Origin of the sequence: Burkholderia sp. LS-044 (assembly GCF_004803625.1) — a bacterium.
GTDB lineage: Bacteria > Pseudomonadota > Gammaproteobacteria > Burkholderiales > Burkholderiaceae > Burkholderia > Burkholderia cepacia.
On sequence record NZ_SSWO01000015.1, the window covers coordinates 68,104 to 79,667 of the forward strand.

The following is an 11,564-nucleotide window of genomic DNA, read 5'->3' on the forward strand; positions in this document are numbered from 1 at the left end:
CATGGCACGGAATGATTCGACCCGCAGCGTCGCGTTGCGCACGATCGACTGGCCGGCCGCCGCGCGCGTCGCGCACGCGGCGGCAGAAGCGGCCGAACGGCTCGGCGTGCGCGTGAACGTCGCGGTGGTCGATGCGGCGGGGCTGCTCGCGGCCTTCGTGCGGATGCCCGGCGCGCCGCTGCATTCGATCGACATCGCGATCGACAAGGCGTACACGGCCGCGAGTTTCGGCGTGCCGACCGGCGGCTGGCACGACGCGCTGGCCACGCATTCGGACGCGGTGCGGCAGGGGCTCGTCTTGCGCGCACGCTTCGTCGCGTTCGGCGGCGGCTTGCCGATCGACGACGACGGCGTGCGGATCGGCGGCATCGGCGTGTCGGGCGGCAGCGAGGCGCAGGACGAACAGTGCGCGCACGCGGGCCTCGCTGCCGCCGGCTTCCGCGCGCGATGACGCACGGCACGCGAACGCGCGGAACGAACCCACCGGATCACGGATTCAAGACACTCGACAGACACATCATGTACGACACCGAACCCATCGCCGCGACGCGCGGCCCCGCCGGCGGGCAGCCGGACGTGCGGCTCGTCCGCAATTTCATCGACGGCAGCTATCGCGCCGGAGAACGCTGGTTCGACAAGCGCTCGCCGCTCGACAACGCGGTGATCGCGCGCGTGGCCGAAGCGAGCCGCGCCGACGTCGACGCGGCCGTCCACGCGGCGCGCGCGGCGCTGTCGGGGCCGTGGGGCGGCATCACGGTCGCACAGCGCGTCGAGATCCTGTACGCGGTAGCCGATGGCATCACGCGCCGCTTCGACGATTTTCTCGAGGCCGAAGTGGCCGACACCGGCAAGCCGGTGAGCCTCGCGAGCCATATCGACATCCCGCGCGGCGCCGCGAACTTCAAGGTGTTCGCCGACATCGTGAAGAACGTGCCGGGCGAAACCTTCGAAATGGCGACGCCGGACGGCGCGGGCGCGCTCAACTACGCGATTCGCCGCCCGGTCGGCGTGGTCGGCGTGATCTGCCCGTGGAACCTGCCGTTGCTGCTGATGACGTGGAAGGTCGGGCCGGCACTCGCGTGCGGCAACACCGTGGTCGTGAAGCCGTCGGAGGAAACGCCGCAGACGGCTGCGCTGCTCGGCGAAGTGATGAACGCGGCGGGCGTGCCGCGCGGCGTCTACAACGTCGTGCACGGTTTCGGGCCCGATTCAGCCGGCGAATTCCTGACGACCCATCCCGGCGTGAACGCGATCACGTTTACCGGCGAGACGCGCACCGGTGCGGCGATCATGAAGGCGGCCGCCGACGGCGCGCGGCCAGTCAGCCTCGAGATGGGCGGCAAGAACGCGGCGATCGTGTTCGCCGATTGCGACTTCGACGCGGCCGTCGAGGGCACGTTGCGCTCGTGCTTCGCGAATGCCGGGCAGGTGTGTCTCGGCACGGAGCGCGTGTACGTCGAGCGCCCGCTGTTCGAGCGTTTCGTCGCCGCGCTGAAGGCAGGCGCCGAGGCGCTGCGGCCGGGCCGCCCGGAAGCGGACACGACCGGCATCGGCCCGCTGATCAGCCAGGAACACCGCGACAAGGTGCTGTCGTACTACCGCAAGGCGACCGAACTCGGCGCGACGGTCGTGACGGGCGGCGGCGTGCCCGACCTGCCGGACGACCTGCGCGGCGGCGCGTGGGTACAGCCGACGATCTGGACCGGCCTCGGCGACGATTCGCCGATCGCACGCGAGGAAATCTTCGGCCCGTGCACGCTCGTGATGCCGTTCGACTCTGAAGCCGAGGTGATCGGCCGCGCGAATGCGAACGTGTACGGGCTGTCGACCGCGATCTGGACGACCAGCCTGGCCCGCGCGCATCGCGTCGCCGCGTCGATCGACGTCGGCATCGCGTGGGTCAACTCGTGGTTCCTGCGCGACCTGCGCACCGCATTCGGCGGTGCGAAGCAATCGGGCATCGGCCGCGAAGGCGGCGTGCATTCGCTCGAGTTCTACACGGAACTCCGCAACGTCTGCATCAAGCTTTGATTCCCCCGTTACCGACCGGAAAACGCTTATGGACTCCACATTGATTACCACGCTGGGCGACCGGCTGTACGACGCGATGACGTCGCGCGTGCCCGTCGCGCCGCTGACGTCGCAGCACGAGGACCTGTCGATCGACGACGCGTACCGGATCCAGCAGCGCTTCGTGCAGCGCCGCCTGGACGCCGGCGAGACCGTCGTCGGCAAGAAGATCGGCGTCACGTCGAAAGCCGTGATGGACATGCTCGGCGTGTACCAGCCCGATTTCGGCTACCTGCTGTCGGGCATGGTGGTCGGCGAGGGCGAATGCATCGCGCTCGACACGCTGATTCAGCCGAAGGCCGAAGGCGAGATCGCATTCGTGCTGAAGCGCGACCTGCTCGGCCCCGGCGTGACGAACGCGATGGTGCTGGCCGCGACCGAATGCGTGATGCCGTGCTTCGAGATCGTCGATTCGCGCATTCGCGACTGGAAGATCCGCATCGGCGACACGGTGGCCGACAACGCGTCGTGCGGCGTGTTCGTGCTCGGCGACCAGGCGGTGAGCACGCGCCGCGTCGATCTCTCGACCTGCGGGATGGTGCTCGAGAAGAACGGCGACGTGATCGGCACCGGCGCCGGCGCGGCCGCGCTCGGTTCGCCGGTGAACGCCGTCGCGTGGCTCGCCAATACGCTCGGCCGCCTCGGCATTCCGCTGAAGGCCGGCGAGGTGATCCTGTCCGGCGCACTCGCCGCGATGGCGCCGGCCGGGCCCGGCGACAACTTCCGCGTGTCGATCGGCGGGATCGGCGCGTGTTCGGTGCGGTTCGCGTGAGCGGCGCCGTTTCCATTCAATCGCAAACGAGGACATCCCCATGACCCGAAAGATCCGTTGCGCGCTGATCGGCCCCGGCAACATCGGCACCGATCTGCTCGCCAAACTCATGCGCAGCCCCGTGCTCGAACCCGTCTGGATGGTCGGCATCGATCCCGATTCAGACGGCCTGAAGCGGGCGCGCGAACTCGGGCTGAAGACGACCGCGGAAGGCGTCGACGGCCTGCTGCCGCACGTGCAGGCCGACGGCGTGCAGATCGCGTTCGACGCGACGAGCGCGTACGTCCACGCGGAGAACAGCCGCAAGCTCAACGCGCTCGGCGTGCTGATGATCGACCTGACGCCGGCCGCGATCGGCCCGTACTGCGTGCCGCCCGTGAACCTGAAGGATCACATCGGCTCCGGCGAGATGAACGTCAACATGGTCACCTGCGGCGGCCAGGCGACGATCCCGATGGTGCGCGCGGTGTCCCGCGTGCAGCCGGTCGCATACGGCGAGATCGTCGCGACCGTGTCGTCGCGCTCGGTCGGCCCCGGCACGCGCAAGAACATCGACGAATTCACGCGCACGACGGCGGCGGCGGTCGCGCAGGTCGGCGGCGCGCAGGCCGGCAAGGCGATCATCGTGATCAACCCGGCCGATCCGCCGCTGATCATGCGCGACACCGTGCATTGCCTGACGGAAAGCGCGCCCGACGAAGCGCGCATCGTCGAATCGGTGCACGCGATGATCGCCGACGTGCAGCGCTACGTACCGGGCTACCGGCTCGTCAACGGGCCGGTGTTCGACGGCAACCGCGTGTCGATCTACCTCGAGGTCGAAGGCCTCGGTGACTACCTGCCGAAATACGCGGGCAACCTCGACATCATGACGGCCGCCGCCGCGCGCACCGCCGAGATGTTCGCCGAGGAACTGCTGGCCGGCCGCCTCGCGCTCCAGCCGGTTGCGCAGGCAGCCTGACGCGCGCTTCTCCCATGACCGGACGAACAAGGAAACGGCAATGAATCTCAAAGGCAAGCGAATCACCGTCCACGACATGACGCTGCGTGACGGCATGCACCCGAAGCGTCACCGGATGACGCTCGACCAGATGCGCGCGGTCGCGACCGGGCTCGATGCGGCCGGCGTGCCGCTGATCGAAGTCACGCACGGCGACGGGCTCGGCGGCTCGTCGGTCAATTACGGCTTTCCCGCGCACACCGATGCCGAATACCTCGGCGCGGTGATCCCGCTGCTGAAGCGCGCGAAGGTGTCGGCGCTGCTGCTGCCGGGCATCGGCACCGTCGATCACCTGAAGGAGGCGCATGGGCTTGGCGTGCAGACGATCCGCGTCGCGACGCACTGCACCGAGGCCGATGTGTCCGAGCAGCACATCGCGATGGCGCGCAAGCTCGGCATGGATACCGTCGGCTTCCTGATGATGAGTCACATGAACAGCCCGGAAGGGCTCGTGAAGCAGGCGAAGCTGATGGAGTCGTACGGCGCGAACTGCATCTACATCACCGATTCGGCCGGCTACATGCTGCCCGACGACGTGAAGGCGCGCCTCGCCGCGGTGCGCGACGCGCTGCAGCCGGATACCGAACTCGGCTTTCATGGCCACCACAACCTCGCGATGGGCGTCGCGAACTCGATCGCGGCGATCGAGGCCGGCGCTAACCGGATCGACGGCGCGGCGGCCGGCCTCGGCGCCGGCGCCGGCAACACGCCGCTCGAAGTGTTCGTCGCCGTGTGCCAGCGGATGGGCATCGAGACCGGCGTCGACGTGTGGAAGATCCAGGACGTCGCCGAGGATCTCGTCGTGCCGATGATGGATTTCCCGATCCGCGTCGATCGCGATGCACTGACGCTCGGTTATGCGGGCGTGTACGGGTCGTTCCTGCTGTTCGCGAAGCGTGCGGGCGACAAGTACGGGATCCCGGCGCGCGACATCCTCGTCGAGCTGGGCAGGCGCGGGATGGTCGGCGGCCAGGAAGACATGATCGAAGACACGGCGTTGACGCTCGCGAAGGCGCGCGCGGCGCAAGCGAAGCGGGAGGCTGCATGAACCTGACCAACGAGACTGTCGAATCGCTCGCCGCGCATCTCGACGACTGCATGCGCGAAGCGCGCGACACGCCGAAGATCACCGACCGGCATCCGGAAATGGACTGGGACGACGCATACGCGGTCCAGGACGCGATCCGACGCCGGCAGCTCGCACGCGGCGCACGGATCGTCGGCTACAAGGCCGGCCTGACATCGCACGCGAAGATGCGCCAGATGGGCGTCGATACGCCCGTGTTCGGCTTCCTCACCGATCTCTACGACCTGCCCGACGGCGGCGAGTGCGACACGTCCGCGCTGATTCACCCGAAGGTGGAGCCCGAGATCGCGTTCGTGACGAAGGCCGAGCTGAAAGGCCCCGGTTGTCATATCGGTGCGGTGCTCGCCGCGACGGATTTCGTCATTGCCGGCATCGAGGTGATCGACAGCCGTTACCGCGACTTCAAGTTCGACCTGAAGAGCGTGGTGGCCGACAACACGTCGGCCGCGCGCTTCGTGGCGGGTGGGCGCCCGTTGCCGGTGGACGGCGTCGATCTGCGCACGCTCGGCGTCGTGCTCGAGAAGAACGGGCTGCCGGTCGCGTTCGGTGCGGGCGCGGCCGTGCTCGGGCATCCGGCCGCCGCGATCGCGATGCTCGCGAACCATCTCGGCGCGCGCGGCGAATCGATTCCGGCGGGCAGCCTGATCCTGTCGGGCGGCATCACCGAGGCGGTGGCCGTCGCGGCCGGCGACAGCGTGACGCTGCGCGTGCAGGACATCGGGTCGGTCGGCCTGCGTTTCATCTGACGGGGAGGCCGATCGTGCCGGTTGCTCATCTGTACATCCTGGAAGGCCGCAGCGACGACAAGAAGGAACGCCTGATCGCCGAGGTCACCGAAGCCATCCATCGCTCGCTCGACGCACCGGTCGAATCGGTGCGCGTGATCATCACCGAGATGCCGAAGGCGCATTTCGGGATCGGCGGGCAGAGCGCGAAGCAGCGCGGGCGCTGATGCGCCGCGTCTACATGAATCGACTGGGGGAGCGTCATGTCATCCAATCCTGAAATCGGCCGCCGGATCGTCGCCGGCGGCATCGACACGAATTATCACGACGTCGGCGACGGCCCGCCCGTGCTTCTGATCCACGGCTCGGGGCCCGGTGTCACGGCCTATGCGAACTGGCGGCTCACGATGCCGGCGCTTGCGCGGCAGTTCCGCGTGATCGCGCCGGACATGGCCGGCTTCGGCGAAACCGAACGCCCGGCCGGATACCGTTATTCGATGGCGCACTGGGTCGATCACGCGTTGGGCTTGCTCGATGCGCTCGACGTCGAGCGCGCGCACGTGGTCGGCAATTCGTTCGGCGGCGCGCTCGCGCTGGCACTCGCGATCCGCGCGCCGGAGCGGGTCGGCAAGCTCGTGCTGATGGGCGCCGCCGGCACGCGCTTCACGCTGACCGAAGGGCTCGACGCGGTGTGGGGTTACACGCCGTCGATCGCGAACATGCGCGCGCTGTTGGACATCTTCGCATTCGATCGCACGCTCGTGAACGACGAGCTCGCGAAGCTGCGCTACGACGCGAGCGTGCGGCCCGGCTACCAGGAAGCGTTCGCGAACATGTTTCCCGCGCCGCGCCAGCGCTGGGTCGATGCGCTCGCGAGCGACGAGACGCAGTTGCGTGCGCTGACGCATGACACGCTGATCGTGCACGGCCGCGAGGACCGCGTGATTCCGCTCGAGAGTTCGCTGAAGCTGATGGAATGGCTGCCGAACGCGCAGCTGCACGTGTTCGGCCGCTGCGGGCACTGGACGCAGATCGAGCATGCCGCGCGCTTCAACCGGCTCGTGATCGACCACTTCAACGAGTAACGCATCGGCAGGACAGGCAGCGCAGGACGACCACAATAAATCAAATCAGTAGAACGAATATTGGAGACATCGATGAAACGAAAGGCTGCATTCGGACTGATCTCGCTCGCGGCTTGCGCGGGCATGGCGCTGAGCACGGGCGCACGCGCGACGGAGGGCGGCGGCGACACGATCGGCGAGGGCGCGGAAGCGTTCTTCGCCGGCGCGCTGCCGCCGGCCGGGCTGTACGCGTTGCTGTACTACACGCACTACCATGCATCGCGCTTCAACGATTCGCACGGCAACGGCTCGGTGCCGGGCTTCAAGCTCGATGCGGACGTGCTGATTCCGCGCGTGGTCTGGATGTCGAACCTGTCGGTGCTCGGCGGGCGCTACGGCGCGTATGCGGTACTGCCGATGCAGCATCTTGCGCTCGATGCGGGCGGCGCGTCGTTCGACCGCACCAACCTCGGCGACCTGATCGTCAGTCCCGCGCTGATCGCATGGGGCTCGGGCGCGTTGCGCACCGTCGCGGCGGTCGAGTTCGTGTTCCCGACCGGGCAGTACGACGCGCAATCCGCGCTGAACACGGGCAAGAACTACTACACCGCGCGGCCGGTATTCGGCGTGTCGTGGCTGCCGAACGACAAGGTCGAGGTATCCGCGAAGATCACGTACAGCTTCAACTCGCCGAACAACGACACGCATTACCACTCGGGGAACCTGTTTCACGTCGACTATTCGGCGAGCTATGCAGTGACACCGAAGGTGCGGGTCGGGCTGTCGGGCTACTTCGTCAAGCAGACCACCGACGACATGCAGAACGGCCAGCCGGTCGCGGGCGACGGGTTTCGCGGGCAGGCGTTCGCGATCGGGCCGGGGGTTCGCTATCAGTTCAGCAAGATCAGCGTGGAAGCGCGCATCGTGAAGGAGTTTTTCGTCCGCAACCGGCCGGCCGGCGAGGCCGTGTGGGCGAAGGCCGTCATTCCGTTCTGACCTGACGGCGTGGGCCGGCCATCGGTTGCACGCGTGATGCCGCCATCGCCGCGCGTCACGCGCCGCTTCATCGCGCGTTACCGCGCGAGCGCGGCGAGACGCGGGAACAGCGGCAGCGCGTTCGCACGGTTGAGCGCGGCATGCCGGTCGGCGCTCAGCGCCGCATACGCATCCTGCGCATGGGTGAACGACGTGCTGACCGACGGCGGCGCGTACGGGAAGTCGCTGCCGTACAGCACGCGATCGGGTTGCGCGAACGCGGTGAGGCTCGGCAGCGCTGACGGCGACGACAACGCGGTATCGAAGTAGAACGAGCGCAGCAGGTCGAGCAGCCCGTCGCGATCCGGCACGTCGTTGCGCACGCCCGGCGCGAGTTCGGCGAAGCGGTACGCGGTGTACGGCAGGAAGCCGCCGGCATGCGACAGGATGATGCGCACGTTCGGGTGGCGCGTGATCACGCCGTTGAGGACGAGCTGCAGCGCGGTGCGCGTCGTGTCGAACGGGTAGTCGAGCAGCGGGCCGGGCATGCCGGGCAGCACGTCGATCGCGGGCTTGGCCGGGTGGATGAACACCACCGCGTGGCGACGGTCGAGCGCGGCCCACACGGGTTCGAATGCCGCATCGCCGAGATAGGTGCCGCCGTAGTTGCTGAGCAGCACGACGCCGTCGGCCTTCAGCGTGTCGAAAGCGTGGTCGATTTCGGCGAGCGTGCCGTCGACGTCGGGCAGCGGCAGCGTCGCGAAGTTTCCGAAGCGGGTCGGCCATTTCGCGACGAGGCCGGCGACGTACTCGTTCACCTGGCGAGCCATGTCGCACTTCGCCTGGCCGTTCCAGCCCTGTACGCCCGGCGCGGTCAACGACAGCACGCCGGTCTGGATCTCCAGCGAATCCATGAATGCGATGGCGCTTTCCGGGCTCCACGTCGGGCTGCCCCAGCCGGACGGGTCGCCGCCGTGAGCGGGCAGGGCGGCGGCCCAGAACGGCGGGACGACATGCTGGTGAACATCGATGCGGTTGCGGTCGGACATGATGCGGCTCCTGTGAAGGTGCGCTGCGGTGCAGCGCCTGACCGTCAGGATGCGCGCGCTTGATTTTTCAATCCAATAGATTAAATTTCGATATTGATCGTTTTGAGTGATTAATCTGCCCCATGGATCTTCGTCATTTGCGCTACTTTCTCGCGGTTGCCGAGGAAGGGCATTTCGGTCGCGCGGCGGAGCGGCTGCATATCGTGCAGCCCGCGTTGAGCCAGCAGATCCGCGCGCTCGAGGAGGAACTGGGCACGCCGCTGTTCGAGCGCAGCACGCGCAAGGTCGCGCTGACGGATGCCGGCCGGCTGCTGGTGATCGAGGCGCAGCGCACGCTCGAGCAGGCCGAGCGCGCGAAGACGCTGGTCCAGCGCGCGGCGCGCGGCGAGACGGGCATCGTGCGGATCGGTTTCGTCGGGAATGCGGTCGCGACGGGGCGGCTGTCCCACGATCTGACCGAGTTTCATGCGACCTGGCCGGGCGTGGTGCTCGACCTGCACGAAATGGCGCCGGCCGCGCAGCAGGATGCGATTCTCGCGGGCCGGCTCGACATCGGCTATTGCCCTGCGTTCGGCGTGGCCTTCGACGCGAAACTGGCCGTGCGGACGGTCGGCAGCTGGTCGTGGGAAGTCGTGATGAGCGATCGGCATCCGTTCGCGAAGCGGCGCTCGGTGAGCGTTGCCGCGCTCGCGGACGAACCGTTCATCCTGTATGCGGCCGACGGCGACGACGAAGGGCAACTGGCGATCCTGCGCCAGGTGCTCGGGCGCGAGCCGCGCATCGCGCACCAGGTGAGCAGCACGCTGTCGGTGCTGGCGCTGACGGGGGCCGGCCTGGGCGTGTCGATCGTGCCGGCGCCGCTCAGCCGGATCGCGGCGCCGAACGTCGTGTACCGGAAGCTTGCCGGCGATACACCGCGGTCGGAGCTCGTCGCGCTCAGCCGGCTCGGCGCGGAATGGGGGGCGGTACAGCAGTACCTGACGATGCTGGGCGAGCGCGCCGCGCAGGGGTAGCGGCGCGCGCGGGGCTTACTCCTCGTCCATCAACCGGACCTTGACCCGCTTGCCCTTGATCTTCCCCGCATTGAGCTTGCGCAGCGCGTCGCGCGCGACGCCGCGCTCGATCGCGACATAGGTCGAGAACTCGGTCACGTTGATCTTGCCGATCTGCTTGCCGTCGAACCCGGCGTCGCCCGTCAGCGCGCCGAGCACGTCGCCCGGGCGGATCTTGTCCTTGCGTCCGCCGAGGATCTGCAGCGTTTCCATCGGCGGCGTCAGCACGCCGTCGTCGGCCGGCTTCAGTTCCGCGAGCGGATGCCATTCGACGTCGCGCTTCTGCGCCTGCTCGATCGCACCGACGCGGCCCATCTCGTCCATGCTCGCGAGGCTCAGCGCCCAACCGTCCTGATCCGCGCGGCCCGTCCGGCCGATGCGGTGCACGTGCACTTCGGGATCGGGCGTCACGTCGACGTTGATCACGGCTTCGAGCTGCGCGATGTCGAGCCCGCGCGCCGCGACGTCGGTCGCCACCAGCACCGAGCAGCTGCGGTTCGCGAACTGGATCAGCACCTGGTCGCGCTCGCGCTGGTCGAGCTCGCCGTGCAGCGCGAGCGCGTGGAAGCCCTGCGCGTGCAGCACGTCGAGCAGGTCGCGGCACTGCTGCTTCGTGTTGCAGAACGCGATCGTGCTCACCGGCCGGTAATGGTTCAGCAACTGGCCGACCGCATGCAGGCGCTCGTTCTCCGTCACTTCATAGAAACGCTGGCGGATCTTGCTGTTGTCGTGACGCTCCTCGAGCTTCACTTCCTTCGGATTGCGCAGGAACTGCTGGCTCAGCTTCGCGATGCCGTCCGGATAGGTCGCGGAGAACAGCAGCGTCTGGCGCGTGGTCGGGCACATCCGCGCGACCTTCGCGATGTCGTCGAAGAAGCCCATGTCGAGCATCCGGTCGGCTTCGTCGAGCACCAGCGTGTTCAGCGCGTCGAGCTTCAGGTTGCCGCGATCGAGGTGATCCATGATGCGGCCCGGCGTGCCGACGACGATGTGCGCGCCGTGCTCGAGGCTCTGCGCCTGCGGGCGCATCGGCGTGCCGCCGCAGAGCGTCAGCACCTTCACGTTCTCCTCGGCGCGCGCGAGGCGGCGCACTTCCTGCGCGACCTGGTCGGCGAGTTCGCGCGTCGGGCACAGGATCATCGCCTGCACGTCGAAGCGGCGCGCGTCGAGGCGGGCCAGCAGCGCGAGCGAGAACGCGGCGGTCTTGCCGCTGCCCGTCTTCGCCTGCGCGATCAGGTCCTGGCCGGCCAGCGCGACCGGCAGGCTCGCGGCCTGGATCGGCGTCATGTCGACATAACCGAGCTGGGCGAGGTTGGCGAGCGTGGCCGGCGTCAGCGGCAGCGCGCTGAAGGGCGTGGCGGTCGGCTGGGTCATTGGAGGTCTCCGAGGTAAGGCTTGCCTTCCATCTGTTCGTAGACGACGTTGCCTTCATCGTCCTCGAAGCGCTCGAGGTAGTTGCGGGCGCCGCACAGCGGGCAGCGGAACAGCAACCCCTGGCCTTCGTCCTTGATGACGACGTCGGACTGTTCCCACTGCGTGCCGCAGCTCTGGTTTCGGCAGGTAAACACGGATTTTTCTCCAGCTGAATTCGGTTGGGCGCCCCGGCATGTCGGGTAAGGGCGCCGGTATTGCGCGGTCGTGGCGCGCGGCGTCCGCGCGAAAGGGCGGGGCGCGGTGCAGCCGTTCGCGTGATGGTTCGTCGGGGTGGATGATGGATCGGGGCGCGATCACAGGACAGGAACGCGCGTGGCGCAATTCTAGCGGATACGT

General features: G+C 68.1%; 13 protein-coding genes. 10 read left to right on the forward strand and 3 right to left on the reverse strand.

What is annotated here, in order from left to right; genetic code table 11:
- The first annotated feature begins 1 nt into the window (after nucleotide 1).
- The 9 genes from E9536_RS30735 to E9536_RS30775 all read left to right on the forward strand — a co-directional run bounded on the left by E9536_RS30735 (nucleotide 2) and on the right by E9536_RS30775 (nucleotide 7,714).
- Complete coding sequence (locus E9536_RS30735; protein ID WP_136471914.1) at nucleotides 2–451, forward strand: heme-binding protein; 450 nt, start codon at nucleotides 2–4, stop codon at nucleotides 449–451.
- A gap of 68 nt (nucleotides 452–519) precedes the next feature.
- Complete coding sequence (locus E9536_RS30740) at nucleotides 520–2,031, forward strand: 2-hydroxymuconic semialdehyde dehydrogenase (protein ID WP_175756656.1); 1,512 nt, start codon at nucleotides 520–522, stop codon at nucleotides 2,029–2,031.
- A gap of 28 nt (nucleotides 2,032–2,059) precedes the next feature.
- Nucleotides 2,060–2,842 carry a 2-oxopent-4-enoate hydratase gene (dmpE, locus tag E9536_RS30745; RefSeq protein WP_136471916.1) on the forward strand — a complete coding sequence of 261 codons (783 nt, stop codon included), beginning with the start codon at nucleotides 2,060–2,062 and terminating at the stop codon, nucleotides 2,840–2,842.
- 40 nt (nucleotides 2,843–2,882) lie between these two features.
- Nucleotides 2,883–3,803, forward strand: coding sequence for an acetaldehyde dehydrogenase (acetylating) (locus tag E9536_RS30750; RefSeq protein WP_060068266.1), 921 nt, complete (start codon nucleotides 2,883–2,885; stop codon nucleotides 3,801–3,803).
- Nucleotides 3,804–3,843: 40 nt separating this feature from the next.
- A complete protein-coding gene (gene dmpG / locus E9536_RS30755) occupies nucleotides 3,844–4,890 on the forward strand; it encodes a 4-hydroxy-2-oxovalerate aldolase (protein ID WP_136471918.1) in 1,047 nt (348 codons plus the stop codon).
- Nucleotides 4,887–5,675: a 2-oxo-3-hexenedioate decarboxylase gene (gene dmpH, locus E9536_RS30760; protein ID WP_060068268.1), complete on the forward strand. Its 789-nt coding sequence runs from the start codon at nucleotides 4,887–4,889 to the stop codon at nucleotides 5,673–5,675. The genes dmpG and dmpH overlap by 4 nt, the downstream gene beginning before the upstream one ends.
- 14 nt (nucleotides 5,676–5,689) lie before the next feature.
- A complete protein-coding gene (locus E9536_RS30765) occupies nucleotides 5,690–5,881 on the forward strand; it encodes a 2-hydroxymuconate tautomerase (protein WP_059684940.1) in 192 nt (63 codons plus the stop codon).
- A gap of 36 nt (nucleotides 5,882–5,917) precedes the next feature.
- A complete protein-coding gene (locus tag E9536_RS30770) occupies nucleotides 5,918–6,739 on the forward strand; it encodes an alpha/beta fold hydrolase (protein ID WP_059695203.1) in 822 nt (273 codons plus the stop codon).
- Nucleotides 6,740–6,811: 72 nt separating this feature from the next.
- Nucleotides 6,812–7,714, forward strand: coding sequence for a transporter (locus E9536_RS30775; RefSeq protein WP_059684943.1), 903 nt, complete (start codon nucleotides 6,812–6,814; stop codon nucleotides 7,712–7,714).
- Between the two features lie 77 nt (nucleotides 7,715–7,791).
- Here E9536_RS30775 and hndA read toward each other — a convergent pair whose 3' ends face one another.
- Nucleotides 7,792–8,742, reverse strand: coding sequence for a 2-hydroxy-1-naphthoic acid nonoxidative decarboxylase (gene hndA / locus E9536_RS30780; RefSeq protein WP_060174136.1), 951 nt, complete (start codon nucleotides 8,740–8,742; stop codon nucleotides 7,792–7,794).
- Between the two features lie 122 nt (nucleotides 8,743–8,864).
- Between hndA and E9536_RS30785 the strand changes: the two genes are divergently transcribed.
- Nucleotides 8,865–9,755 carry a LysR substrate-binding domain-containing protein gene (locus tag E9536_RS30785; RefSeq protein ID WP_059684946.1) on the forward strand — a complete coding sequence of 297 codons (891 nt, stop codon included), beginning with the start codon at nucleotides 8,865–8,867 and terminating at the stop codon, nucleotides 9,753–9,755.
- A gap of 15 nt (nucleotides 9,756–9,770) precedes the next feature.
- Here E9536_RS30785 and dbpA read toward each other — a convergent pair whose 3' ends face one another.
- Nucleotides 9,771–11,168: an ATP-dependent RNA helicase DbpA gene (gene dbpA, locus E9536_RS30790; RefSeq protein ID WP_060358332.1), complete on the reverse strand. Its 1,398-nt coding sequence runs from the start codon at nucleotides 11,166–11,168 to the stop codon at nucleotides 9,771–9,773.
- Nucleotides 11,165–11,362: a hypothetical protein gene (locus tag E9536_RS30795; protein ID WP_027790018.1), complete on the reverse strand. Its 198-nt coding sequence runs from the start codon at nucleotides 11,360–11,362 to the stop codon at nucleotides 11,165–11,167. Before E9536_RS30795 ends, dbpA begins: the two co-directional genes overlap by 4 nt.
- Nucleotides 11,363–11,564: the final 202 nt, after the last annotated feature.